The organism is Limnospira indica PCC 8005, assembly GCF_000973065.1.
Taxonomy (GTDB): domain Bacteria; phylum Cyanobacteriota; class Cyanobacteriia; order Cyanobacteriales; family Microcoleaceae; genus Limnospira; species Limnospira fusiformis.
In genome coordinates this window covers 5133199-5159487 of the sequence record NZ_FO818640.1, presented here as the reverse complement: position 1 = coordinate 5159487, position 26289 = coordinate 5133199, and the positions used below count along the sequence as shown (strand labels likewise).

Annotated in this window: 21 protein-coding genes and 7 pseudogenes; 16 read left to right on the top strand and 12 right to left on the bottom strand. The window is 47.0% G+C overall.

Annotated elements, in window-relative coordinates:
* Positions 1 to 162 precede the first annotated feature (162 nt).
* Entirely contained in the window at positions 163 to 345 is a 183-nt protein-coding gene (locus XZ46_RS37040) for a hypothetical protein (protein WP_071533556.1), read from the bottom strand.
* Here XZ46_RS37040 and XZ46_RS22780 point away from each other — a divergent pair.
* The gene (locus tag XZ46_RS22780; RefSeq protein ID WP_046318535.1) at positions 318 to 608 is read left to right on the top strand and encodes a hypothetical protein; all 291 of its coding nucleotides are present in this window, start codon (positions 318 to 320) and stop codon (positions 606 to 608) included. The two genes, XZ46_RS37040 and XZ46_RS22780, sit on opposite strands and share 28 nt — an antisense overlap.
* 28 nt (positions 609 to 636) lie before the next feature.
* Here XZ46_RS22780 and XZ46_RS22775 read toward each other — a convergent pair whose 3' ends face one another.
* Positions 637 to 1617, bottom strand: coding sequence for an RNA-guided endonuclease InsQ/TnpB family protein (locus tag XZ46_RS22775; RefSeq protein WP_046318539.1), 981 nt, complete (start codon positions 1615 to 1617; stop codon positions 637 to 639).
* Positions 1618 to 1745: 128 nt separating this feature from the next.
* Here XZ46_RS22775 and XZ46_RS22770 point away from each other — a divergent pair, with 128 nt between their 5' ends.
* Positions 1746 to 2606: a Uma2 family endonuclease gene (locus tag XZ46_RS22770; protein WP_008054560.1), complete on the top strand. Its 861-nt coding sequence runs from the start codon at positions 1746 to 1748 to the stop codon at positions 2604 to 2606.
* A 27-nt stretch (positions 2607 to 2633) separates the two neighbouring features.
* On the opposite strand, the gene XZ46_RS22765 is transcribed toward XZ46_RS22770, so the two are convergent.
* Positions 2634 to 3368 (bottom strand): class I SAM-dependent methyltransferase, encoded by a 735-nt coding sequence (locus XZ46_RS22765; RefSeq protein WP_008054562.1) that lies wholly within the window; start codon positions 3366 to 3368, stop codon positions 2634 to 2636.
* 331 nt (positions 3369 to 3699) lie between these two features.
* Here XZ46_RS22765 and XZ46_RS22760 point away from each other — a divergent pair, with 331 nt between their 5' ends.
* The 5 genes from XZ46_RS22760 (at position 3700) to XZ46_RS22740 (ending at position 7317) form a co-directional block, all read left to right on the top strand.
* Positions 3700 to 4686: a CobW family GTP-binding protein gene (locus XZ46_RS22760; RefSeq protein ID WP_008054565.1), complete on the top strand. Its 987-nt coding sequence runs from the start codon at positions 3700 to 3702 to the stop codon at positions 4684 to 4686.
* A 1-nt stretch (position 4687) separates the two neighbouring features.
* Complete coding sequence (locus XZ46_RS22755) at positions 4688 to 5221, top strand: DUF1097 domain-containing protein (RefSeq protein WP_008054566.1); 534 nt, start codon at positions 4688 to 4690, stop codon at positions 5219 to 5221.
* A gap of 131 nt (positions 5222 to 5352) precedes the next feature.
* Complete coding sequence (gene nthB / locus XZ46_RS22750) at positions 5353 to 6099, top strand: nitrile hydratase subunit beta (protein ID WP_008054567.1); 747 nt, start codon at positions 5353 to 5355, stop codon at positions 6097 to 6099.
* A 33-nt stretch (positions 6100 to 6132) separates the two neighbouring features.
* The gene (gene nthA, locus XZ46_RS22745; protein ID WP_008054568.1) at positions 6133 to 6762 is read left to right on the top strand and encodes a nitrile hydratase subunit alpha; all 630 of its coding nucleotides are present in this window, start codon (positions 6133 to 6135) and stop codon (positions 6760 to 6762) included.
* A 186-nt stretch (positions 6763 to 6948) separates the two neighbouring features.
* The gene (locus XZ46_RS22740; RefSeq protein WP_008054575.1) at positions 6949 to 7317 is read left to right on the top strand and encodes a nitrile hydratase accessory protein; all 369 of its coding nucleotides are present in this window, start codon (positions 6949 to 6951) and stop codon (positions 7315 to 7317) included.
* A 178-nt stretch (positions 7318 to 7495) separates the two neighbouring features.
* Here the strand turns inward: XZ46_RS22740 and XZ46_RS34760 are convergent, their stop codons facing one another.
* The 4 genes and pseudogenes from XZ46_RS34760 to XZ46_RS22725 form a co-directional block, all read right to left on the bottom strand.
* Positions 7496 to 8107: an oxygen-independent coproporphyrinogen III oxidase gene (locus XZ46_RS34760; RefSeq protein ID WP_008054579.1), complete on the bottom strand. Its 612-nt coding sequence runs from the start codon at positions 8105 to 8107 to the stop codon at positions 7496 to 7498.
* Between the two features lie 33 nt (positions 8108 to 8140).
* Positions 8141 to 8458 (bottom strand): annotated as a pseudogene (locus XZ46_RS34755) (MerR family DNA-binding transcriptional regulator); the annotation flags it as partial.
* 113 nt (positions 8459 to 8571) lie between these two features.
* Entirely contained in the window at positions 8572 to 10215 is a 1644-nt protein-coding gene (locus XZ46_RS22730) for an alpha/beta hydrolase (RefSeq protein ID WP_006623314.1), read from the bottom strand.
* A 35-nt stretch (positions 10216 to 10250) separates the two neighbouring features.
* Positions 10251 to 10718, bottom strand: a pseudogene (locus tag XZ46_RS22725) (amino acid permease); the annotation flags it as partial.
* Positions 10719 to 10771: 53 nt separating this feature from the next.
* On the opposite strand from XZ46_RS22725, the gene XZ46_RS22720 reads away from it, so the two are divergent.
* Entirely contained in the window at positions 10772 to 11647 is an 876-nt protein-coding gene (locus XZ46_RS22720; RefSeq protein WP_048895262.1) for an IS630 family transposase, read from the top strand.
* A gap of 424 nt (positions 11648 to 12071) precedes the next feature.
* Positions 12072 to 12910, top strand: a pseudogene (locus tag XZ46_RS33345) (IS630-like element ISAtsp1 family transposase).
* A gap of 250 nt (positions 12911 to 13160) precedes the next feature.
* Here the strand turns inward: XZ46_RS33345 and XZ46_RS30870 are convergent.
* Positions 13161 to 14037 (bottom strand): IS630 family transposase gene (locus XZ46_RS30870; RefSeq protein WP_006667970.1). Its coding sequence is split into 2 segments (ribosomal slippage): positions 13161 to 13625 and positions 13627 to 14037, totalling 876 coding nucleotides; the frame shifts between segments, so codons are not numbered across the junction.
* A gap of 245 nt (positions 14038 to 14282) precedes the next feature.
* Between XZ46_RS30870 and XZ46_RS35585 the strand changes: the two genes are divergently transcribed.
* From XZ46_RS35585 to XZ46_RS22665, 7 genes and pseudogenes are all read left to right on the top strand, one after another.
* Positions 14283 to 14444 (top strand): hypothetical protein, encoded by a 162-nt coding sequence (locus XZ46_RS35585; protein ID WP_006623311.1) that lies wholly within the window; start codon positions 14283 to 14285, stop codon positions 14442 to 14444.
* A gap of 8 nt (positions 14445 to 14452) precedes the next feature.
* A complete protein-coding gene (gene rplU / locus XZ46_RS22695; RefSeq protein ID WP_006623310.1) occupies positions 14453 to 14839 on the top strand; it encodes a 50S ribosomal protein L21 in 387 nt (128 codons plus the stop codon).
* Positions 14840 to 16775: 1936 nt separating this feature from the next.
* A pseudogene (locus XZ46_RS30855) lies at positions 16776 to 17164 on the top strand (zinc ribbon domain-containing protein); the annotation flags it as partial.
* 32 nt (positions 17165 to 17196) lie between these two features.
* Positions 17197 to 17463 (top strand): 50S ribosomal protein L27, encoded by a 267-nt coding sequence (gene rpmA / locus XZ46_RS22690; protein WP_006615800.1) that lies wholly within the window; start codon positions 17197 to 17199, stop codon positions 17461 to 17463.
* A 448-nt stretch (positions 17464 to 17911) separates the two neighbouring features.
* Positions 17912 to 18787: pseudogene (locus XZ46_RS22680) on the top strand (IS630 family transposase).
* A gap of 1095 nt (positions 18788 to 19882) precedes the next feature.
* A protein-coding gene (locus XZ46_RS33325; RefSeq protein WP_108614679.1) for an IS630-like element ISAtsp1 family transposase occupies positions 19883 to 20759 on the top strand; the annotation gives its coding sequence in 2 pieces (ribosomal slippage) (positions 19883 to 20212 and positions 20214 to 20759; 876 coding nt in all).
* A gap of 81 nt (positions 20760 to 20840) precedes the next feature.
* On the top strand, positions 20841 to 21716 hold the full coding sequence (locus tag XZ46_RS22665) for an IS630 family transposase (protein WP_006623305.1): 876 nt from the start codon (positions 20841 to 20843) through the stop codon (positions 21714 to 21716).
* 566 nt (positions 21717 to 22282) lie between these two features.
* On the opposite strand, the pseudogene XZ46_RS33320 reads toward XZ46_RS22665, so the two are convergent.
* The 4 genes and pseudogenes from XZ46_RS33320 to XZ46_RS22640 form a co-directional block, all read right to left on the bottom strand.
* A pseudogene (locus tag XZ46_RS33320) lies at positions 22283 to 23225 on the bottom strand (IS630-like element ISAtsp7 family transposase).
* A gap of 332 nt (positions 23226 to 23557) precedes the next feature.
* Positions 23558 to 23830, bottom strand: a pseudogene (locus XZ46_RS38615) (group II intron reverse transcriptase/maturase); the annotation flags it as partial.
* 14 nt (positions 23831 to 23844) lie between these two features.
* On the bottom strand, positions 23845 to 24720 hold the full coding sequence (locus tag XZ46_RS22645; RefSeq protein ID WP_006670223.1) for an IS630 family transposase: 876 nt from the start codon (positions 24718 to 24720) through the stop codon (positions 23845 to 23847).
* A gap of 1020 nt (positions 24721 to 25740) precedes the next feature.
* A complete protein-coding gene (locus XZ46_RS22640) occupies positions 25741 to 25932 on the bottom strand; it encodes a reverse transcriptase N-terminal domain-containing protein (protein WP_046318551.1) in 192 nt (63 codons plus the stop codon).
* Positions 25933 to 26289: the final 357 nt, after the last annotated feature.

Sequence of the window (26289 nt, the reverse complement as noted above, 5' to 3'; positions counted from 1 at the left end):
TCAGAGCAAGAGTTAAAGTTCCTACCCTGGAATGCGTGCTAGTTCCAGGCCCTAGAACCGAATCGTTAAACATCTCTAAGGGGTTAAGGACGTGCGATTTGGATAGTACCGACTCTGAACATTGGCGTTCGCGCAGCGTGCGCGTTAGCGCAAGCGCAAACATTACCCCGCAAGGGAGTCGGAGCCAACCATAGCTCCATGGAGGGGCAACCATACCCCTCCACCCCGCAAGGGGGTGCTGGCGGCGGTCAGCCGCTTGAGTCGGTTTTCCTCTCCGTGATCAATCACGGAGCTTCCAACCCTCCCAGGAGTTTTACGTGATTGAAGCCAATGCCGATAAAATATCGGAAATCGGCGATCGCGGCTATAAAAACAGTGGGGAAAAAGGAACAGTGGTGCTGTTGCGCCAGTTGGAGAATAACTCGACAGAGTTGGAAGAATGGCAATTCCAATATCGTCCCATGAGTAGTCTTGATTCCATGCTATCCGATTGGAAACAGATGAAATTGCAAGAGATGCTAATTGCTTATAACCCTGATGTCTCTGTGGTTTGCACTTTTCTCTACCCTAATGGGGCTCACACTAGCTACCATTTTGGTAAGGTTTAGCTGTTAGCCGGAAAGCCCCCTGATACATTTACGCGACATTTATCCGGCTATGGCCGGACAATGCGACGATAGCACTATTACCCGTTAAGGTAACAGAGGCGGTATCCCGCAAAGCTTTTAGAAAGATTCCAAAAGCACCGTTCCAGTCCCTGGGTAGAGTGAACCCACACTCCGGACATCGGAACACTTTTGAGCCACCTAGCTGGGAATGCACATGACCACAGTGAGTACAGGTTTTGCTGGTGTATTCTTCCGTCACATCTACAACTGTGGTTCCAGTTATCTCGGCTTGATGTCTCAGGGTTAGTTTGAATCGATAATGCGCCCATGTCAGCATGGCGCGGGCAGTCTTGGATTTGATTAGACGCTTCACCTTGGCAACCATGTTGGAAGTCTCGAAGGTCGGCAGAAAAATTATACTGTAGTTGTGAGTCAAGTAGTGAGCAATTTGTTTGTGGGCTTCATCAACTAGATTGCGGATTTTGGTTCTCATTCGTTGATCCGCTTGCCTCATCCGTCGCCTTCTTGAACGACAGGGTTCCTTGGCGATTCGGCTCATCAAATCATCCAAATGTTGACATAGCCTAGTAATGCCTCCAATATCCCCGGAGCCCAATTCCAGAAATCGTGAACCATCAAACCCAGTTATGAAAGTTCGGACGCCCGGGTCTAATGCAATTACGCCAGTAGCGTCAGTTGGGGTAACGGCAACTGGTTCAGGGAAAATCGCCAACCATCGACCTTTGGTAAACACCAACTGAGTCCCTTGCCCGCAAGTTTTAGGGATAGCTTCGGAAACCATGAAAGTTAATCCTTTCGTTAGTCTTGGATACCAACTCCCTGAAGAGAAATTAGCATTGTTAAACTTGATGGCTTGAGAACTATCCCGACAGCTCCTAAACCTGGCGCCAGGACTGGCTGAAAAGGCGAGATAGGCATCAAAGATAGCATTCTGCCGAATATGGCCGGGTGTTTCTTTGACCCATGCAGGCAATTCGAGTTCGCCTATCTCCCCCAACTCCCCGTTGAACCCTGGGATTGTCCCCTGACGGGAGTTTGCACCGAGGCGCGATGGGTGAAAACCCACTCCTGACAGCAATGCTACATTAGAAGTGTCGCCCTTCTCCCTTGTGCGCCATGACCGTCAAAAAAAACCCGACCTCCTTCCCGGATCACACCCACCTCCCCTGTGACGATGAAACTTCCTCGGAAGATTGGACAAAAACCTTTACTCCTTTACCGGATCACACCCAACTTCCCTGTGAGGATGGAACCTTCGTGAAAAACTTTCAAGAACATCCGCAAAGCATTCTCCTCACGGATTCGATTCTCCCTATCCTCAACGCCAAACATCCCGAGGGAGATTACTGTATCGGTCAAGATAGCGGAATTTACTGGCGCATCACCGATCCTTCCCTCCGGGGTGCCGTCTCTCCCGATTGGTTTTATGTCCCGAACGTTCCTGCCACGTTAGACGGACAAGCGCGGCGTTCCTACGTCCTTTGGCAAGAACATATCCCCCCCCAGATTGTTATCGAGTTTGTCTCAGGGACGGGAGCTGAGGAACGGGATAAAACCCCCTGGACGGGCAAATTTTGGGTCTATGAAACGGTGATTCGTCCGGCGTACTACGCGATTTACGAGGTGCGACGTGCCACGGTTGAGGTGTATGGCTTAGTCCGCAATCACTACGAGTTGATTCCGGCTAATGAACGGGGCCACTTCCCCATTTCTGAGTTGGGGGTTGAGTTAGGCATTTGGACTGGACGCTATGGCAATATGGAATTCCCCTGGCTGCGTTGGTGGGATAGTCAGGGGAATTTACTGCGACATGGCGAGGAGCGAGCTGAGCAAGAACGTCAGCGAGCCGAGCAAGAACATCAGCTCGCTGAGCAAGAACGTCAGCGGGCCGAGCAAGAACGTCAGCGGGCCGAGCGTCTGGCGGCGCGCTTGCGGGAGTTAGGTATTGACCCGGATGAGGAAGCACTAAATACATAATTAGGAGTATTTGTCAACCCCCTAATCTTATTTATCCATGATTCCCCGGTAGCCGCCAAATAGCGCAAAGCCAAAATACTTCCAGGGAACAGCGACATCTTGGAAACCGGCTGAGGTTAACATCTGGAGATGGCGTTGCAAACTGGCTAAGCGGTCTTGTCCTGAATGGCCTTGGGGAACACTCTCACCCACTTTAGCGCGGGTGGCGGCGATCGCCTCCCCTTGTTTCTGGGCCCATTCCTCACGCACAGACTGATAAACCTCTCTGAGGTGAGGAGTTTCGGGAACCACGGGGTCAGCATTCCAAAAACATCCCCCCGGCTCTAAGATACGAAACACCCAGTTAAACAGGGTTTGTTTCATCTCATCGCTGAGATGGTGAATGGCCAGGGATGAGACACAGGCTTGGGCCCCTTCAATGGCGACATCCCCCTCATGGCGCGAGGCTAAGTCACCGAAATCGGCGCAAATTGGCTCCCAACGCTTGTTATCACCGGCCTGGGTGATTTTCTGTTGGGCAAATTCCAGCATACGCGGCGAGTAGTCGATGGCGAGAACTTGCGCTTGGGGACAGCGTTTTAACAGTCGTCGGCTTAACTCTCCAGTTCCACAGCCGAGATCGATAATTGTTGCACAGTCGGCGGGAACACAGCGAACGATGCTATCAAGCATCTCGGTATAGCGAGGAAGAAGGGTGCGAATCCCCTCGTCAAAGTCCTGGGTATTGGGGAAGATTTCGCCGGGATAGACAGGTTTACTCATAAAGATAGGTGGAGAGGTTGCGGTAAATGGGGGTTAAGAGGGAGCTGAGTTGAGAATCCGCTCCACATCCATCTTGAAGAACTCAAGGTCTTGTTGCAAGGCGGGGGACGGCTTGTCTAATTTTTCGGGGACTGGGGAGATTCATCATCCCATCTTCTTCGAGGGAGTACCTGGTGATTTGTTGTCTAATATACAGTTTTTAAGGCTTCTCGTACTCTATCCTCAACATCGAAGACATAGCAAAATATCAGACCTAAAATCATTATAGTTTGTTGAGTGAAGATTCATCAAGCCTGGCATTTTCCGTTGTGTTGTTGTTTACAGTTACGACATGAAAAAAAGCGGCAAGAACTTGCAGAGAATTCCGACAACTGTGTTGACTGGCTACCTGGGGGCTGGAAAGACAACTTTACTAAATTATATTTTAACAGCTCAGCATGGAAAGCGGATCGCTATTATCGTCAACGAGTTTGGTGAAATCGGTATTGATAATCAGTTGGTTTTAAATTCAGATGAAGAAATCCTTGAGATGAATAACGGCTGTATCTGCTGTACAGTGCGTGGTGATTTAATTCGCATCGTTACCAATTTGGTGGAACGCTCAGAGGATTTTGACTATTTGGTGATTGAGACCACTGGACTGGCGGACCCAGCTCCGGTAATCCAGTCGTTCTTTGTCGATGAGGTCATGCGGTCTTACCTGTTTCTAGATGCTATTGTTACCGTTGTCGATGCTAAATATATTTGGGAGCATTGGGACAGTAGCGAGGCCCAGGAGCAAATTGCCTTTGCTGACGTTATTTTACTCAATAAAGTTGACTTGGTGTCACCTCCCATCCTAGAGGAGTTAGAGCAACGAATCCGAGGTATGAATGCGGTCGCCAAAATCCATTCTACCCAACATTGCCAACTACCACTAACCAAAGTTCTGGGTGTGAGAGCATTTGACTTGAAGAATGCCCTAAGTATCGATCCAGAGTTCTTAGATGAACAGGCCCATGAACATGACCCAACTGTCTCCTCAGTTGTCATTCAGGAATCTGGCGTCGTTAATGGTGAAAAGCTCAATCGCTGGCTCTATCAGCTCGTGCAGGCCCGGGGTCCTGATATCTTCCGTATGAAAGGAATCTTAGATATGGATGATGAAGATCGCCGTTTTGTCTTCCAAGGAGTTCACATGACCTTGGATGGCCGTCCGGGCCGACCCTGGAAGCCCGGGGAAGTACGGCGTAACGAGTTGGTGTTTATTGGCCGTAATTTAGATGAGTCTGAACTATGGCATGGCTTTAATGAATGTTTTATAGAACCCCAAAACTAATATGAAACAGTCTGAAGCTTTAACAATTAGCATTGGAATTCTTGGCGCCATTGATGTCTTTTTGACTGCCACGGTGATTCCTATTCCGGTTTGGGTTACTTTTACGGCTTGGGCATCGTTCTTTATCGTAGGTGGCGGTGTTCAGGGATTTATTAAGTCTGTTTCCTGTAATGTTACAGGCATTATTATCGCAGCAATTTCTCTCCTCGCGATTGATTTAATCGGTCCCAATCCCTTGGTTGCTGCCATCTGTGTCGGTATCGGTAGTGCCGCCATGGTTCAAGCTTCCAAGCTACCCTTTACCTATGGTATCACCCCCGCCATTGTCTGGGGATTCTCCCAGACCGTTGGCACGGTTGCCGTCACTGGGCTACCCTTGACAGGTACCCTACCGAACAATCCGGTTTTAATCGCGATCGCAGCTATGATTTTGGGCAACATCTTTGGCTATCTATCAGAAGCCTGGGCTAAAGCCATGACAACAGTTCCCGTGGCAGCATCCTCTGGGGAATTTCCAGATAACGTGAGACGGTAAATGATGCCTTGAATCGCTTTTGAGTTACCATTCAATAGGACTGGTATTCTAGAGGGTTTTGACCTATTTTTTGCAGGAGACGTCCAGGTTTAGGTTTGTATATTTTGCTAAAAAAAGGAGATTAGAAAATCATGAAATTACAGCATTTTCTCGGAGGATTAGAAGGACTTGGCCCAGTAGATGTCCAGAAAAAGGTCTTTGTTGAGCCTTGGGAAAAGCGTATTTTTGGGATTCACGCTGCTATGATGGGTCTGAGTTCCCACCTCAAAGACGCGCTGCCTGACTATCCTATTGAGCAGGTTCCCACGGCATTTCAAGATATTTGGACTTGGGCTGATTTGCGGCGGGGGGCAGAAGCCATGAATCCTTTAGAATACTTTAAGTTTCGCTATTACGAAAAATGGTTGGGCGGTATCTCGGAGTTTTTTGTCACAAAGGGCTACATTTCCCAAGAAGAACTCAATGAGAAAACTCGGTTTTACATGAAGGAAGGCAATGTTGACCCAAGTCCACTTCCCCAGAAAGACAGTGCTACCATCGATGATCAGGTAATCAAATATTTGGAATTAGGAGACTCACCGAAACGGGATGTAGCTGTCCAGCCGAAGTTTGCCGTGGGAGATGCTGTGATGGTCAAAGATATGCCGCTGGCCGAACATACCCGGCTCCCCGGTCATCTACGGGGGAAACCTGGCATTATTGATCTAGTGTACGAAGGCTGCTACGCCTATTTCCCTGGGCCGTCAGATGGTTTGGGACCCGCTCAACCGAGTTACAGCGTTCGCTTCGATCCAAAGGATATTTGGGGAGAGACGTTAGCTGAACCTGGCTCTACGTTTTACGCCGATTTATTTGAGATCTATCTCATTGCTGCTTAGGATTCATTTAGTAGTCTAGAAGGTAAAATACCCATGTCAATTCCTGGAGATGAGCAATTTAAGTACAGCTCAAATCGTGAGTTGGAGAGTGCAGCCAAAGTCAGGGCCCTTGAGGCTTTGCTGATTGAAAAAGGCATTATTGGCAGTGAAACGGTTAATAAGGTTTTGGAATACTTTGATTCTAAAATGGGGCCGTTTAATGGTGCAAAGCTGGTTGCCAAGGCTTGGGTTGATCCAGATTTCAAGGAGCTGTTGATCAACGATTGTAATGCAGCCTGTGAGGTTGCCGGGATGACAACCGGTATGTCTGGAGCTGAAGGAGAACACATGCGAGTCGCTGAGAACACGTCTTCGGTTCATAACTTGATTGTCTGTACATTGTGTTCTTGCTATCCTTGGCCCACTCTGGGGTTGCCGCCTTATTGGTATAAAGATCCAACGTTCCGAGCGAGAGCTGCTCGTGAGCCTAGGACAGTTCTCAAAGAGTTTGGTCTAGATTTAGACGATTCTGTGGATATTCGTGTTTGGGACAGTAGTGGTCAAATTCGCTGGTGGGTTTTACCTGAAAAACCTCCCGGAACCGATCACTTAAGTGAAGCGGAGCTAGCTGCTCTGGTTACTCCAGAATCAATGATGGGTGTGGCTAAGGTAACGGCACCTTAAGGAACTGCTGGGTTTAAGAGTTAGGATGACCCGATACTTGGGGTTTCCTAGCTTTAAGCTTAGAGTCAGTCTAGGCTAGGAGTCAGTCTTTCTACCCCTGATGTGTGACCGTTGATATTCTCTTTAAGTCTTTTAACTATCTTCGGTGATTTCTGTTGGTCTTCTTACAATGTGCCTGAATAGTCTATGTTTACTCGATTTGAGCATTTCGCCGCATCTAGTTTGATGGGAAGTGATGAGTCTCCCCCACGGGACAATGGCCAACTAGCCTTCAACCGTAGCTGGGAACAAGTTGTCTTTGCCTTAGCGATCGCCTTGTCCAAAAAAGGACACTATGAATGGGAGGATTTTCGCCAAAGCTTGATTGATACGATTGGTGTTTGGGAATCTGAGCATCAGTTGGATGACCCAACTTGGGATTATTATCATCGTTGGTACGCGGCTCTGGAGAAACTGGTTATAGAGGCTGGTTTATTGGAACAATCAGAACTTGATGAAAAGCTAGCCAGTTTGCTTCTGTGCCATCAATCCGATGACAGTTTAGCTGAGTCTTAAGGAAATTTGGTTTGATTTGTTGTTTAGGATTAAATCAATGCAGTCTTAAGGCTTACCTACCTTTGGTTTAGACAACCCTTGGTGCTCTGTTCACCCGTTTCTGTGATTCAAGTAAATAAAAGTATAGGGCGACCTACTTGGGTCGCCCTAATGGCAATTTAGAATAAAAAGTTAGACTCTAAATCGACTTGGAGAATCGCTGTTGTTTCCGCTCGCGGCTATAGGCATCAAAACAGTAGGCGATGTTCCGAACCATCAAACGCCCACTCGGTGTCACTTCGATTATATCACAGCCATTGATGACTAAGCCATCATCTTCAAACTCTTGTAACATCTGCAAATCTAGGGCAAAATACTCGTCAAAGTCAATGCCATGTTTTTGAGAAATTTCTCGTTTGTCGAGGCGGAAGTGACACATCAATTCCATAATGACTTCCCGGCGTAAGAGATTGTCCGGTTCTGCGAGTTTGACAAGCTTCTCAAGGGGGGTTTGGTTCTCGTCAATGGACCGGTAAAAATCTTTCAATCCTTTGTAATTCTGCACGTAAACATCGTGCAGCATACTGATAGCAGTGACGCCGAAACCAAAGAGTTCAGAGTCGGGTTTGGTGGTGTAGCCTTGGAAGTTGCGGTGAAGTTCCCCTTGGCGTTGGGCGATCGCCAACTCATCTCCCGGCTTGGCAAAGTGGTCCATACCAATAAAGACATAGCCATTATCGGTCAATTCGTCAATGGTCATATGGACGATTTCCAGTTTTTCTTCGGAACTTTGGTGGGCAACGACAACCATGCGGACATCTCCTGACAAATGATGTCCCAGTCAGGCCAGCATTTTCTTTCCCTTGAAGTTGAGCCCGCCTCCGATTTCTGAGACGACTTCTGCTTCGGGGTAGAGGTTGGACAGTGCGGCCACCTGTCGGTTGAGGTCTGACTGCTGGGCGCGGCTACTAACTCTGGCATAGATAACGACTTTGCGTTTGTCACTGCCTGATTTGGCAGTATATCACTCAACGTTGTATCGTCGTTGCCCAGCGGGGGTTCTGATGGTCTCGATTGAGCCATTTTTGTCCCATCTGCGGAGTATTCTTTCATGGACTCCAAGGATTTGGGCGGCTTCCTTGGGTTTGACATATCTGGCAATAGGTTTATCCTCAACTCTTCTCGCTTCTTATACCATATTGCCCTAAAATATTAACCTAATTTGAGATTAAATCATGCTCCCCTCGTGGGGGTAGAGTCAGGGTCGGGAATATCTCACGGTAACTGGTTTTCCAGAAATGAATCAACCAGGACCTGCATGGGTTCGGGAATTTCCGTGAGTAGCCGCACTGGAAAGGCATCGGTAGAAATAAACTCAAAGTATTCTGGGGTAAGAAAAACTTGATATTTTTCGGCTTCTGGTGTCAGTTGTGCAGCCATAGCTAGGGTAAAGGCTTTTACATAGTTTTGGATATCGGCGGCGGCGATACCTGCTACCTCATCACCAGATAGGGGTGTCCTGGGAACGCGGGATTGATCTAAGACAAAATCGGGGTCTTTGGCGCTGAGGTGGGTTCCTCCCAAAACCCCAACTAACCATTTGGGGGCGGGAATTTGGGGAAATATGGCGATTTGGTCGGATAAGGCGGGGGTGAGTTTATCGGCGGAGGTGGAGAAAATGAGGGTGGGAACTCGGATTTGAGTTAGTCCGGTTTCACCAAAAAGCAACGATGCGGTAGGATTAAGGGCGATCGCTGCTTTAATGCGGGGATCATATAGCCGATAGCGATCGCCTGGTAGTTCAGTGGCGATACATTGGGTAATTTGTCCTGAACTTAAAGTGATTGCGTCCTGCTGACAGCGTCGGCGTAGGGAGTCGAGTTGAAACTCTCCCCCAGCTATAGTTAAAGCTGTACCACCACCGAGGGAATAACCAATCACTAAAACGCGGTTAGGATTAAGGCTACGTTCTATAACTCCACCAGTTTGCGTTAGTTGAGTTAACTGATCGAGAACAAAACTAATATCCTGGGGACGTTCTAACAACTCCTGTGGTTGCATTGCCAGATTTTGGTTAATATAGGTCTGGTTACTCCCGGGATGTTCTAAGGTGACGAAAGCATAGCCGTGAGATGCTAGGTGGCGGGCTACATATTGTAATTCATTGCGAACGGAACCGCGACCATGGGTAAACAGTACCACAGGGCGATCGCTGGTTACGGCTTCTGACCAGTAAATATCTACATCAATGGTGCGGTTTCTGGCTGTATCCTCAAAAGTATGGGTAGTGGTGATCACTTGGTGAGGACCCGGTTGGGTGGGGTCTAGGGGGAGGGTTAAATTAGCATCTGTGGGTCCTAATTGTTGGACTATTTCCACCATAAACTGCTGAGTCTGCCAAAAAGAACGGTTGAGGCGACTAAATACATCAAAGGCGACATCGATATCAATTCTCAATTCTGGGTTAGGGTAGCTTTGTAAAAACCCTAGTATTGATAACCCAGACTCGCTTTCGGCTGCTTCTAATAGGGCGGTTTTAATGTCTGCGCCTCGGGTTTGGGGGTCCTGAGTGCGGGTAATGGTGGCAATTTCGTCAAGGATGTTTTCGCCAATTTGGGTTGTCAGTAAATTGCTGACGGCGGTGGGTGGGATACCTACTTGAGAATTTAAGACTCCCAGGACTTGTTGTTTTTGTTGGGGGGACAGAAACAGCTCATAACCTCGGAGTCCGGGGGGAACTTTTCCGGTGTTGGCTAATGTTTCTAAATCTTCGATTGCCAGAGAGAGAGACATAATCCCTTGGCGAACTATAATTGTTTCTGCTGCCTTCACTGGGGTAGCGATCGCAATATGAGTCCCCAATGCGATCGCCGAAAGTACAGCTAACTTGAACCTAGACCATTGAAAGTTCAGCCCCATAACACCTCAGACTACTGGTTGAAAAAAAAGTGAACCTAATCTTTTTGTAACACCTCAGAGAAGGCAAAATCAGGAGCAGCTAACACAAAAATTGTAGCGGGTAATCCCGTAGCCATTTTCTGGAGTCCCTCGTAATATTTACTGTACTGCAAATCCTCTTTGGGGGTAGCCATACCCAAAAATACCAAATCGGCATCCTGAGAGGAAGACCGTAGAATTTCCGGGAAAGGTTGTCCTTGAGACACAATCACCTGGGGTTTAGCCCCAATGCGTAACTGTGCAACCACTTTAGCCAAATTGGTATGGGCTGCTACGGCTGCTGTTTCGTCGGGTACAACTAAGTTTAAATTAATTTCGGCTCCGCGCCATTCCAGACTCGTCCGCAGCAAATAAGCCAGAATTAGCATCAAGCCTCCATTAGTATTAAGACCCCCCCACCCGAGATCAATCTTCTGTCGCGCGCCAAATCCCCGATCTGATTCATCTCTTAGTATAGCACAAGACAGAACACTTAGGACGTATAATGGAGAGGACGAGATGACTAAGAAGACCAAAAATGCCAGCCCCCTATAGTTACGACCTCAGACAAAAAGTTATTGATGCCATTGAACTAGACGGTATGCCCAAAACAGAAGCCAGTCAAGTTTTCCATGTCAGCAGGAACACCATTAATCTCTGGCTGCAAAGAAAAGCACAGACCGGAGACTTCCTCCCTAAACCTCATCACCGACCTGGCAATAACCACAAAATTACCGACTGGCAGAAATTCAAGGCTTTTGCCCAAGAGCATGGCCACAAAACCTCCGCTCAAATGGCTGAACTTTGGGATGACGACATCTCTCCTCGCACCATATCCAGAGCCTTGAAGAAAATTGGCTTCACCAGAAAAAAAACTTACGGCTACCAAGAACGTTGGAAGCAACAGCGAGAGGAGTTTATGGCTCAGATTGAACAGATGGAGCCACAAGAAGTGGTCTACCTCGATGAAGCCGCCATGAATAGTCAGGACTCGGATTACCCTTATGGTTACTGCGAGGAAGGAAAACGCTTCCATGCACTCAAATCAGGGAAGAGGCAGGGCAGGGTAAGTATGATAGCCGCATGGTGTCATCAACAACTCTTAGCTCCCTTTAGCTTTGAGGGTTGTTGTAATCGGACAGTGTTTGAGTTGTGGTTGGAGTTCATCTTAATTCCAACATTGAAGCCAGGTCAGACTCTAGTATTGGACAATGCAACGTTTCATAAAGGGGGGCGGATTGCTGAACTGGTGGAGGCAGCTCAATGCCGTTTACTCTATCTACCACCTTATTCGCCAGACCTCAAGAAGATAGAGAAATGTTGGTCGTGGCTGAAAGCCCGTATTCGCCACTGCATTGAGCAGTTTGATTCTCTCCATGATGCCATGGATTCCGTTCTCAAAGCTGCGTCCTAACTACCTTGACTAATGCTATACAAAACAAGGCAGGGAACTCAAGGTCAAAACGCTAAATTAGAAATCTTAATGATTCCTTAACAATTGCGTTGAGAGTAACGGCGATAGCCACCCCCAGTTTTAGGATTCACAACCCTGGGACTGAAGCGGGGAACGGAAGGCGTGAAGTAGAACCTACTACCAAAGGCGACCACTGCCAACCATCCATGACTAAGGAAATCTGAATGTTCCGACTTGAACCATCGTAACCAGTAAGCAGCGAAACAGGTTGATACGCTGCGCCCAAAAGGGTAAGGGGAAAAGTAGGAGTCTTTGCAAACTATAGCACAAGACAGAACACTTAGGACGTATAATGGAGAGGACGAGATGACTAAGAAGACCCAAAAGGCCAGCCCCCTATAGTTACGACCTCAGACAAAAAGTTATTGATGCCATTGAACTAGACGGTATGCCCAAAACAGAAGCCAGTCAAGTTTTCCATGTCAGCAGGAACACCATTAATCTCTGGCTGCAAAGAAAAGCACAGACCGGAGACTTCCTCCCTAAACCTCATCACCGACCTGGCAATAACCACAAAATTACCGACTGGGAAAAATTCAAGGCTTTTGCCCAAGAGCATGGCGACAAAACAGCAGCTCAAATGGCTGAACTTTGGGATGACGACATCTCTCCTCGCACCATATCCAGAGCCTTGAAGAAAATTGGCTTCACCAGAAAAAAAAACTTACGGCTACCAAGAACGTGATGAGCAACAGCGAGAGGAGTTTATGGCTCAGATTGAACAGATGGAGCCGGAAGAAGTGGTCTACCTCGATGAAGCCGGCATGAATAGTCAGGACTCGGATTACCCTTATGGTTACTGCGAGGAAGGAAAACGCTTCCATGCACTCAAATCAGGGAAGAGGCAGGGCAGGGTAAGTATGATAGCCGCATGGTGTCATCAACAACTCTTAGCTCCCTTTAGCTTTGAGGGTTGTTGTCATCGGACAGTGTTTGAGTTGTGGTTGGAGTTCATCTTAATTCCAACATTGAAGCCAGGTCAGACTCTAGTATTGGACAATGCAACGTTTCATAAAGGGGGACGGATTGCTGAACTGGTGGAGGCAGCTCAATGCCGTTTACTCTATCTTCCGCCTTATTCGCCAGACCTCAACAAGATAGAGAAATGTTGGTCGTGGCTGAAAGCCCGTATTCGCCACTGCACGTGAGCAGTTTGATTCTCTCCATGATGCCATGGATTCCGTTCTCAAAGCTGCGTCCTAACCTTATTGACTAGTGCTATACAAAGCAGGGGGTCGTAACCCTGTTCCCATGACAAAGGGGTGTCCACATCAGGAGCCCTATGAGGTGAAAGTCTCAAGTACGGTTTGGAATGGGAGTTGGGGAGGGTGACTTCCCTTTCGACCCCTACCCTTTTGAGGGTGAAGGATGCGACCAGAAGCCAAAGCCCAATTGTCATGGTGGGGATATGCCCACAGGTCGCGGTGTGGATATATAGCATTAGTCAAGGTGGTTAGGACGCAGCTTTGAGAACGGAATCCATGGCATCATGGAGAGAATCAAACTGCTCAATGCAGTGGCGAATACGGGCTTTCAGCCACGACCAACATTTCTCTATCTTGTTGAGGTCTGGCGAATAAGGTGGTAGATAGAGTAAACGGCATTGAGCTGCCTCCACCAGTTCAGCAATCCGTCCCCCTTTATGAAACGTTGCATTGTCCAATACTAGAGTCTGACCTGGCTTCAATGTTGGAATTAAGATGAACTCCAACCACAACTCAAACACTGTCCGATTACAACAACCCTCAAAGCTAAAGGGAGCTAAGAGTTGTTGATGACACCATGCGGCTATCATACTTACCCTGCCCTGCCTCTTCCCTGATTTGAGTGCATGGAAGCGTTTTCCTTCCTCGCAGTAACCATAAGGGTAATCCGAGTCCTGACTATTCATGGCGGCTTCATCGAGGTAGACCACTTCTTTCCGGCTCCATCTGTTCAATCTGAGCCATAAACTCCTCTCGCTGTTGCTTCCAACGTTCTTGGTAGCCGTAAGTTTTTTTTCTGGTGAAGCCAATTTTCTTCAAGGCTCTGGATATGGTGCGAGGAGAGATGTCGTCATCCCAAAGTTCAGCCATTTGAGCGGAGGTTTTGTGGCCATGCTCTTGGGCAAAAGCCTTGAATTTCTGCCAGTCGGTAATTTTGTGGTTATTGCCAGGTCGGTGATGAGGTTTAGGGAGGAAGTCTCCGGTCTGTGCTTTTCTTTGCAGCCAGAGATTAATGGTGTTCCTGCTGACATGGAAAACTTGACTGGCTTCTGTTTTGGGCATACCGTCTAGTTCAATGGCATCAATAACTTTTTGTCTGAGGTCGTAACTATAGGGGGCTGGCATTTTTGGTCTTCTTAGTCATCTCGTCCTCTCCATTATACGTCCTAAGTGTTCTGTCTTGTGCTATACCTACCCGCCAAACCTTCTTTAATGATTTGCGCGCGCTTACCCAGACTGTACTTCGACAGTTGGGACCACCTTCTGACCTTTATGCTTGAGGGTCTCGAGTTAGACATCCCACCCGATAGCAGTTGAATTTCCAAAATGAGAATTGCTGGTATAGGGTTAATGGTGCTTGACAAACAGTGATGGAATATGAAATAATAAGAGATTGTCTGTCTAAATCTGGCTCGGATCAGGTTCAGATATTGCTAAATGCTAGTGGTGAGCGATCGCGCCTTGTGGAAATGGCAACCATAAACAAACAGGCGATCGTCTACTGTTGGCTACCTGTACGGCAACTTTACTAAGCAATTCCATGACTTACGCAATTATTGAAACGGGCGGTAAACAAGTGCGGGTAGAACCGGGTAGGTTCTACGATGTTGAATCGCTACCAGTAGATCAAGATGAAAAACTAACCATCGAGAAAGTGCTGCTGGTTCAGCATGATGGTAACGTCCATATCGGTCAGCCTCTAGTAGCTGGGGCGATCATTGAGGGGACAATTGTGCGGCACTTCCGCGATCGCAAAGTTATTGTATATAAAATGCGACCCAAGAAGAAAACCCGCAAAAAACGTGGCCACCGCCAAGAAGTAACCCGATTGATGATTGATTCAATTACTCTCAACGGGGAAGTTTTGGCCAGTCGCGAACAGTCAGAAAACCCAACCTCAGAACCCCAGGCCGCGACAGCAGAATAAATTGGGAGTTGGTCCTCAACTAAAGCAAACTAGAATTATAAGAGCTTAATTTAATCGCAGATTAGTTGAACCAATTAGGGCGATGCGCTACAATACCAAGTATGGGTGCGAGACGTTTAGGAGTGAAATAGGGATGCAATGCCCGAAATAGCCTCCTAGTGGGACTTCCACCCCTTGGTGGAATATAAGGGATTCACATCCCTGACCATCCCATAACTGTTTATATGTCCCGACGCTTGGAGAAATCTGAGCAAGGCAGGGGACTCAAGGTCATAAACAAACTGAGAAATCAGGGAGTAGAGAGTAAAGGCGATAGCCACCCCCAGTTTCAGGATACACAACCTTGGGATTGAAGCGGGGAACGGAAGGCGTGAAGTAGAACCTACTACCAAATGCGACCACTGCCAACCATCCATGACTAGGGAAACCGAATGTCTGGCTTGAACCATCGTCATTATTGAGTAGCGTAATAGGTTGCCACGCTGCGATCAAAAGAGCAAGGGGAAAAGTAGGGTTTTCCATACAACACCTACACAGACCTTTTTAAGTACCCCGGTGGAAAGGACAAGTCTAAAGATGGAATGCCCATATAAACGGAACGTTTAAACCCCTTTTTAGGCTCTCGGCAGGATGTACCTGTGGAGTAGTGATAAGTGTAAGCGTATGGTGCGAGACGTTCGGGTATGAAATAGGGCTGAAATGCCCGAAATAACTACCCGGTGAGGATTCCAGCTCCGAATCTGGATATAAGGAGACCTCTCCTGACTATCCTCATAACTGGTTATATGTCCCGACGCTTAGGGAACTAAGCAAGGCAGGGAACTCAAGGTCATAAACGAACTGAGAAATCAGGGAGTAGAGAGTAACGGCGATAGCCACCCCCAGTTTTGGAAATCATAACTCCAGGATTGAAGCGGGGAACGGAAGGCGTGAGGTAGAACCTACTACCAAAACGCGACCACTGCCAACCATCTATGATTAGGAAGACCGAATGTCCGACTTGAACCATCGTAATACACTAGCAGCGAAATAGGTTGACACGCTGCGCTCAAAAGGGCAAGGGGAAAAGTAGGGGGTTCGTGCGACTACCTACACAGACCTTTAAAAGTACCCCGGCGGAGAGGACAAATCTAACGATGGAATGCCCATATAATCGGAACGTTGTAACCCCTCTAATGCTCTGCCTATAAACAAGTGAGTAATGCTATTCACAAGGCAGTAGTGAAAAATGTAAGCGCATGCTTAGAGGGTGAAGGATGTGACCAGAAGCTAAAGCCCAATTGTCATGGTTGGGATATGCCCACAGGTCACGGTGGGGATATAGATACTGCGGTCAGTAAGAGTATAATGGCGAGGACGAGTTTAAAGACTACGTGGTGCATATAGCTCTGAACATCGAAGTAGAAAGCAGGTCTCTTGATTCTGCTCCTTTGACAAATAGGGTATCCACACCAGGAGCCGTGTGATGGGAAACTATCAAGCACGGTTCTGAATGGGAGAGGGTGAAGGTGACTTCACTCTCGACCCCTAACCCTATAAGGGGAAAGGATGTTACTGAAAGCCAATGCCTAACTGTAATGGTTGGGATATGCCCACTAGTCACGGTGTGGATATAGAGACGGCGGCAAGTAGGAATAATATGACGTGAGCGAGTTTAAAGACTACGAGTCGTATTAATAAGTTCCAAAAGTCGGAATCATAAAGCGGGGGTTTGTAACCCTGTTCCTTGTGACAATAGGGTATCTACACTAGGAGCCGTGTGATGTGAAAGTATCAAGCACGGTTTTGAATTGGAGTTGGGAAAGGCGACTTCCCTTTCGCCCATAACTGCGAGACCTTCGGGTATGAAATAGAGCTGAAATGGGCGAAATAACTACCCGGTGAGGACTTCAACCCCTTGGTTGATTGGGTCGCATCCCTGACCATCCCATAACACAGCCTGATTTTTAGGCCCACCTTCGAGACTTCCAATATGGCCAGTCAGGTGAAGCGTCTAATCAGGTCTAAGACTGCCCGAGCCATGCTGACATGGGCGCATTATCGATTCAAACTAACCCTGAGACATCAAGCGGAAATAACTGAACAGTTGTAGATGTGACCGAAGAATACACCAGCAAAACCTGTACTCACTGTGGTCATGTCCATTCCCAGCTAGGTGGCTCAAAAGTGTTCCGATGTCCTGAGTGCGGGTTCACTCTACCACGGGACTGGAACGGTGCTTTTGGAATCTTTCTAAAAGCTTTGCGGGATACCGCCTCTGTTACCTTAACGGGTAATAGTGCTATCGTCGCATTGTCCGGGAACAACCGGAAAAATGTCGCGTAAATGTATCAGATCAGGTTAATTAGGAGAAGATCATGGCTCATAAGAAAGGAACAGGAAGCACCCGTAACGGTCGCGACTCTAACGCCCAGCGTTTGGGAGTCAAACGCTATGGCGGTCAAGTAGTCAGTGCAGGTAATATCCTCGTGCGTCAGCGCGGCTGTAAGTTCCACCCTGGGAACAATGTAGGCATTGGCAAAGATGATACTCTATTTGCCAAAGTAGATGGAGTTGTGCAATTTGAGCGCCGGGGGAAAAGCGGCAAGAAAGTCAGCGTTTATCCCGTAGAAGTGGCATCCTAGCCATAGTAGGGCGGGTTTCCCACCAGCCTCGTCAGATATTTTTTCCATAACCGGACTCCATAAGTGTCCGGTTTTTTCAGTTTTCGGGGAAATATTGTAGTCAGCACCCCCGCCTGAAGCACGGGGGCTTCGTGCCTCCCGCAACAGAATAGCTGACCAGCTATAGCCGTAACTGGCTACGTTCAGAGCAAGAGTTAAAGTTCCTACCCTGGAATGCGTGCTAGTTCCCGGCTCTAGAACCGAATCGTTAAATAGTTTTAAGGGGTTAAGACAGTGCGATTTGGAGAGACTCTTCCTGTTAGGCAATTCACTGAACAACGATTGACAAAGGTCAACAATTGCGTTAAGCTAGACGAGTACACAACAAGCGAGTTAAATGCCGAAATATATAGCACAAGACAGAACAGTTAGGACGTATAATGGCAAGGATATCTACAGAAGACCCAAAATGACAGCCCCCTACAGTTACGACCTTAGACAAAAAGTTATTAATGCAATTGAACTAGACGGTATACCCAAAACCGAAGCCAGTCAAGTTTTCCATGTCAGCAGGAACACCATCAATCTCTGGCTTCAAAGAAAAGAACACACCGGCGACTTCCTCCCTAAACCTAATCGCCCACCTGGTCATAGCCACTAAATTACCGACTGGCACAAATTCAAGGCTTTTGCCTAAGAGCATGGCCACAAAACCTCCGCTCAAATGGCTGAACTTTGGGATGACGACATCTCTCCTCGCACCATATCCAGAGCCTTGAAGAAAATTGGCTTCACCAGAAAAAAAACTTACGGCTACCAAGAACGTGATGAGCAACAGCGAGAGGAGTTTATTGCTCAGATTGAACAGATGGAGCCGGAAGGGTTGGTTTACCTCGATGAAGCTGGCATCAATAGTCAAGACTCGGATTATCCTTATGGTTACTGCGAGGAAGGACAACGCTTCCATGCCCTCAAATCCGGGAAGAGGCAGGGCAGGGTGAGCATGATTGCGGCATGGTGTCATCAACAACTCTTAGCCCCCTTTACCTTTGAGGGTTGTTGTAATCGGACAGTGTTTGAGTTGTGGTTGGAGTTCATCTTAATTCCAACATTGAAGCCAGGTCAGACTCTAGTATTGGACAATGCAACGTTTCATAAAGGGGGGCGGATTGCTGAACTGGTGGAGGCAGCTCAATGCCGTTTACTCTATCTTCCGCCTTATTCGCCAGACCTCAACAAGATAGAGAAATGTTGGTCGTGGTTGAAAGCCCGCATTCGCCATTGTATTGAGCAGTTTGATTCTCTCCATGATGCCATGGATTCTGTTCTCAAGACTGCGTCCTAACCGTATTGACTAGTGCTATAGTATTCCCCTTGTGCGAAACGTTTAGGAGTGAAATAGGGCTGCAATGCCTGAAATAACCTCCTAGAGGGGAGTCAACCACCCCTGGTAGGGGTCGAAAGGAAAGTCACCTTTCCCAACTCCCATTCAAAACCGTGCTTGATACTTTCACATCACACGGCTCCTGATGTGGATACCCTATTTTGTCAGTAGGAACAGGGTTACTACCCCCTGCTTTATGACTTCAACTTTAGGAGCTATATACACCACGTAGTCTTTAAACTCGCTCACGGTCGTAAGCACTCTTACATCATCGCAGTCTCTATATCCACACCGTGACTAGTGGGCATATCCCAACCATTACAGTTAGGCATTAGCTTTCAGTCACATCCTTTCCCCTTATGGGCATACGCTTACACTTTTCACTACTCCAGTGAGTAATATTGCTCACTTTCTTATATGGAGAGCCTAACAGGGGTTTCAACGTTCCGTATATATGGGCATTCCATCTTTAGATTTGTCCTATCCACCGGGGTACTTTTAAAGGTCTGTGAAGATGGCTAGTCAAGTCCTCTTCTTTTCCCCTTGTTCTTTTGAACGCAGCGTGTCAACCTATTTCGCTACCTCGATATTACGATGGTTCAAGCCAGACATTCGGTTTCCCTAATCATGGATGGTTGGCAGTGGTCGGATTTTGGGAATGGGTTTTCCCTCACGCCTTCCGTTCCCCGCTTCAATCCCAGATTTGTGATTTCTGAAACTGGGGGTGGCTATCGCCTTTACTCTTTCCCATAATCACCCCAAGTGGGTTGAAATACTCCTCCTAAGTATACTTGGACGGTATTTTGTGATTTCTTAAAATGGGATTGACCTTGAGTTCCTTGCCTTGCTTAGTGCAACAACTCACTAAACGTCGGGACATATATACAGTTAAGGGGTTAGACTGGTTGAAGGTCTAATTTTCCCTCTAGGAGGTTATTTCAGGCATTGCAGCCTTATTTCACTCCTAAACGTCTCGCACTAACTGTTTATATATAGCACAAGACAGAACACTTAGGACGTATAATGGAGAGGACGAGATGACTAAGAAGACCAAAAATGCCAGCCCCCTATAGTTACGACCTCAGACAAAAAGTTATTGATGCCATTGAACTAGACGGTATGCCCAAAACAGAAGCCAGTCAAGTTTTCCATGTCAGCAGGAACACCATTAATCTCTGGCTGCAAAGAAAAGCACAGACCGGAGACTTCCTCCCTAAACCTCATCACCGACCTGGCAATAACCACAAAATTACCGACTGGCAAAAATTCAAGGCTTTTGCCCAAGAGCATGGCGACAAAACAGCAGCTCAAATGGCTGAACTTTGGGATGACGACATCTCTCCTCGCACCATATCCAGAGCCTTGAAGAAAATTGGCTTCACCAGAAAAAAAAACTTACGGCTACCAAGAACGTGATGAGCAACAGCGAGAGGAGTTTATGGCTCAGATTGAACAGATGGAGCCGGAAGAAGTGGTCTACCTCGATGAAGCCGGCATGAATAGTCAGGACTCGGATTACCCTTATGGTTACTGCGAGGAAGGAAAACGCTTCCATGCACTCAAATCAGGGAAGAGGCAGGGCAGGGTAAGTATGATAGCCGCATGGTGTCATCAACAACTCTTAGCTCCCTTTAGCTTTGAGGGTTGTTGTAATCGGACAGTGTTTGAGTTGTGGTTGGAGTTCATCTTAATTCCAACATTGAAGCCAGGTCAGACTCTAGTATTGGACAATGCAACGTTTCATAAAGGGGGACGGATTGCTGAACTGGTGGAGGCAGCTCAATGCCGTTTACTCTATCTACCACCTTATTCGCCAGACCTCAACAAGATAGAGAAATGTTGGTCGTGGCTGAAAGCCCGTATTCGCCACTGCATTGAGCAGTTTGATTCTCTCCATGATGCCATGGATTCCGTTCTCAAAGCTGCGTCCTAACCACCTTGACTAATGCTATAGCACAAGACAGAACACTTAGGACGTATAATGGAGAGGACGAGATGACTAAGAAGACCAAAAATGCCAGCCCCCTATAGTTACGACCTCAGACAAAAAGTTATTGATGCCATTGAACTAGACGGTATGCCCAAAACAGAAGCCAGTCAAGTTTTCCATGTCAGCAGGAACACCATTAATCTCTGGCTGCAAAGAAAAGCACAGACCGGAGACTTCCTCCCTAAACCTCATCACCGACCTGGCAATAACCACAAAATTACCGACTGGCATAAATTCAAGGCTTTTGCCCAAGAGCATGGCCACAAAACCTCCGCTCAAATGGCTGAACTTTGGGATGACGACATCTCTCCTCGCACCATATCCAGAGCCTTGAAGAAAATTGGCTTCACCAGAAAAAAAACTTACGGCTACCAAGAACGTTGGAAGCAACAGCGAGAGGAGTTTATGGCTCAGATTGAACAGATGGAGCCGGAAGAAGTGGTCTACCTCGATGAAGCCGCCATGAATAGTCAGGACTCGGATTACCCTTATGGTTACTGCGAGGAAGGAAAACGCTTCCATGCACTCAAATCAGGGAAGAGGCAGGGCAGGGTAAGTATGATAGCCGCATGGTGTCATCAACAACTCTTAGCTCCCTTTAGCTTTGAGGGTTGTTGTAATCGGACAGTGTTTGAGTTGTGGTTGGAGTTCATCTTAATTCCAACATTGAAGCCAGGTCAGACTCTAGTATTGGACAATGCAACGTTTCATAAAGGGGGGCGGATTGCTGAACTGGTGGAGGCAGCTCAATGCCGTTTACTCTATCTACCACCTTATTCGCCAGACCTCAACAAGATAGAGAAATGTTGGTCGTGGCTGAAAGCCCGTATTCGCCACTGCATTGAGCAGTTTGATTCTCTCCATGATGCCATGGATTCCGTTCTCAAAGCTGCGTCCTAACCACCTTGACTAATGCTATATGTTCCAACGCTTGGACTTACACCAAGCAAGGCAGGAGACTCAGGGTCAATCCCATTTTAAGAAATCGCAATTCACCGTCCAGGTATACCTAGGAGGAGTATTAAACCCACTTGGGGCGATTATGGGAAAGAGTAACGGCGATAGCCACCCCCAGTTTCAGAAATCACAACTCTGGGATTGAAGCGGGGAACGGAAGGCGTGAGGTAGAACCTACTACCAAGATGCGACCACTGCCAACCATCCATGATTAGGGAAACCGAATGTCCGGCTTGAACCATCGTAAATGCTAAGTAGCGAAATAGGTTGTCACGCTGCGCTCAAAAGAGCAAGGGGAAAAGAAGAAAATTGAGGAAATTATCTTCACAGACCTTTAAAAGTACCCCGGTGGACAGGAAAAATCTAAAGGTGGAATGCCCATATAAACGGAACGTTTAAACCCCTTTTTAGGCTCTCAGCAGGAGGAATCTGCCGAGTAGTGAAAAGTGTAAGCGTATACCTTTAAGGGGAAAGGATGTGACTGAAAGCTACAGCCTTTATCTCAATCATTAAGCACAGTAACAACACTTGGTAAACCAGTTATTCAAACACTGTAAATCCACAAGGCTTACCGCCACTTCTACCAATCTCACTAATAATTCCATGGTCTCCGTCCTGAACTTGCACACTAAACTTTTGAGCTGTGACCACATCATCTCTATCGGGTTAAACTCAGGGGAATACACCGGCAGATATTCTACCCTGGCTCCTACTGACTCTATCATTTCTTTGACTTCTTCTCGATGATGAGAATTTCAGTTATCCATTACCACTACATCTCCTTTTTTTAATTTTGGCAATAAATCTAACTTGATTAATTGGAGAAAATCCTCTTTTTTCATTGACCCTTCTAATGTTTGAGTCGCTACCACTCCGGAGAGCTTAATTGCACCAATTATTGTCATTTTTTGACCTCGATAGGATTTCCGCAGTTCATAGACTTTTTTCCCTTTCGTCGCTCTGGCTAACGCTCTGCTCATCCCTACTCATAACCCACTTTCATCAATAAACACAAGCTTTTCAGGAGCCACATCTCTAATTCTTTACCAATAATCTACTCGCGCTTTCTGTACTTCTTCTGTTACTACTTTTTCGCTCCTGTATGTTTTTTTTGAGACTTATATCGTGCTGCTTTAAAAATCTATCTATCATGGTCGTACTGACATTTATACCCAGCTTGTCTCTGAGCTTATCACTATATTGCCATAAGGTCAGGTCGGGGTGGGCTTCTACAATATCTATCACGGCTTCCTCATGCTTAGATAAAATGCTTTTCTTTTTAGTGCCACACTTACGAGGAGATAAGTCTCCCGTTAATCGATACTGTTTGACCAGTCGCCTTACCGTGTCTGGACTCACCAAAAAGCGTTTCGCTACTTTTCGGATAGAAGTGTCTCCTTTTTCATAGGCTTCTACTATCTTTTTCCGAAAATCTAAAGAGTAACGGCTCATGGTAGTTGGTTGTGATCACTTATACAATAGCCATACATTATACCGTACTTTGTGTTTTGTGTAAAGGCTGTAATGCCTGATTGTAATGGTCGGGATATGCCCACTAGTCACGGTGTGGATATAGAGACTGCGACAATTAAGAGTATAGTGGCGAAAACGAGTTTAAAGACTACGTGTTGCATGAAGCTCCAAAAGTTGAAGTCATAAAGCAAGGGGTCGTAACCTTGTTCCTATTGACAAATAGGGTATCTACATCAGGAGCCGTGTGCTGGGAAACTAGCAAGCACGGTTTTGAATTGGAGTTGGGGAAGGTGACTTCCCTTTCGACCATAACGGTTTATACTCAGGAAAATACGAGCTATTGAATCTTGGGCTGACCTGCCTGGTCTGAACCCGTAGCTTGTGCTTTCAAATCTTGATTCCCATTCAGGCTCAAGTGCCGACTTAACCAAGGCTTGCCTCGCTCTGTCTTGGATTGTGGGTATTCCCAGGGGGCATTTGTCATCCCTGCCAGGTTTTGGTATCCATACTCTCCTAAGTGCTTTGGCTTTGAGATTTCCTTTAATGTTCTCCGCTCAAGTCAGTCTTTGTTCTGGAGATATAGCATTAGTCAAGGTGGTTAGGACGCAGCTTTGAGAACGGAATCCATGGCATCATGGAGAGAATCAAACTGCTCAATGCAGTGGCGAATACGGGCTTTCAGCCACGACCAACATTTCTCTATCTTCTTGAGGTCTGGCGAATAAGGTGGTAGATAGAGTAAACGGCATTGAGCTGCCTCCACCAGTTCAGCAATCCGCCCCCCTTTATGAAACGTTGCATTGTCCAATACTAGAGTCTGACCTGGCTTCAATGTTGGAATTAAGATGAACTCCAACCACAACTCAAACACTGTCCGATTACAACAACCCTCAAAGCTAAAGGGAGCTAAGAGTTGTTGATGACACCATGCGGCTATCATACTTACCCTGCCCTGCCTCTTCCCTGATTTGAGTGCATGGAAGCGTTTTCCTTCCTCGCAGTAACCATAAGGGTAATCCGAGTCCTGACTATTCATGGCGGCTTCATCGAGGTAGACCACTTCTTCCGGCTCCATCTGTTCAATCTGAGCCATAAACTCCTCTCGCTGTTGCTTCCAACGTTCTTGGTAGCCGTAAGTTTTTTTTCTGGTGAAGCCAATTTTCTTCAAGGCTCTGGATATGGTGCGAGGAGAGATGTCGTCATCCCAAAGTTCAGCCATTTGAGCGGAGGTTTTGTGGCCATGCTCTTGGGCAAAAGCCTTGAATTTATGCCAGTCGGTAATTTTGTGGTTATTGCCAGGTCGGTGATGAGGTTTAGGGAGGAAGTCTCCGGTCTGTGCTTTTCTTTGCAGCCAGAGATTAATGGTGTTCCGGCTGACATGGAAAACTTGACTGGCTTCTGTTTTGGGCATACCGTCTAGTTTAATGGCATCAATAACTTTTTGTCTGAGGTCGTAACTATAGGGGGCTGGCATTTTTGGTCTTCTTAGTCATCTCGTCCTCTCCATTATACGTCCTAAGTGTTCTGTCTTGTGCTATATTACTATCATTCCATCGACACCGGCTGTCTTTTGGCCTTGACCCGCTTGGGGGGCGGGTTCATTAAGCTGACTGTTGGAAGCATGGCTGACCGTGGAACCCGCCCCTACAGCCGCACTGCTAAGAGCCGGGTTATGGTCGAAAGGGAAGTCACCTTCCCCAACTCCACTTCAAAACCGTACTTGAGACTTTCACCTCATACGGCTCCTAATGTAGATACCCTTTTTGTCACTAGGAACAGGGTTACGAACCCCCGCTTTATGATTCCAACTTTGGGAGCTTGGCATACAACTCGTAGTCTTTAAACTCGCTCTCGTCATATTACTCCTACTTGTCGCAGTCTCTATATCTACACCGTGACTAGTGGGCATATCCTAATCATTACAATTAGGCATTGGCTTTCAGTCACATCCTTTCCCCTCAATGGTATACGCTTACACTTTTCACTACTCCTTGTGAGTAATATTGCTCACTTTTTTGATAAGGAGAACCAATGAGGAGTTTAAACGTTCCGTTTATATGGGCATTCCATCTTTAGACTTGTCCTCTCCACCGGGGTACTTAAAAAGGTCTGTGTAGGTGTTTTATGCAAAACCCTACTTTTCCCCTTGCTCTTTTGAGCGCAGCGTGGCAACCTATTACGCTGCTAAATCATTACGATGGTTCAAGCCAGACATTCGGTTTCCCTAGTCATGGATGGTTGGCAGTGGTCGCATTTGGTAGTAGGTTCTACCTCACGCCTTCCGTTCCCCGCTTCAATCCCAGAATCGTGTATCCTGAAATTGGGGGTGGCTATCGCCTTTACTCTCTACTCCCTGATTTCTCAGTTTGTTTATGACCTTGAGTCCCCTGCCTTGCTCAGATTTCTCCAAGCGTCGGGACATATAAACAGTTATGGGATGGTCAGGATACGAGTCCCTTATATTCCACCAAGGGGTGGAAGTCCCACTAGGAGGCTATTTCGGGCATTGCATCCCTATTTCACTCCTAAACGTCTCGCACGCATAATATGATTTCACCAATAGACGTTGCCACCTTCTGGCCTTCGCGTCCTGTCCCGATTTAGATGCTTGAAATATCCTCTTTTGGAGCTTAAAAACTTTCCGCTGAACCTTAGCCCATGGGATAACTTTCCATACGTTATTCATAGTCTTGATTGGTTTCGATTTCTCGAATCCTTTCTTTCAACTCGCTTGCGTCATTTAAACACCCACTAGACTCTATTCTTACAATCAAACCGTGACCTGTTAGCATTTCCCGTCCATTACAGCCGGGCGTTGGCTTTTGGTCACATCTCACATCCTCTAGGACTTGCGGTTACACTTATCCCTACTAACTACCTCGACCAGATAGTCAGAGTCCAGGAGGACTTAAAACGTTCCGTTTATATGGGCCTTCCATCTTTAGATTTGTCCTCAGAACCGGGGTACTTTCAAGGTCTGTGTAGGTAGTATAAGGAGCCTCCTACTTTTCCCCTTACTCTTTTGAGCGCAGCGTTTCAACCT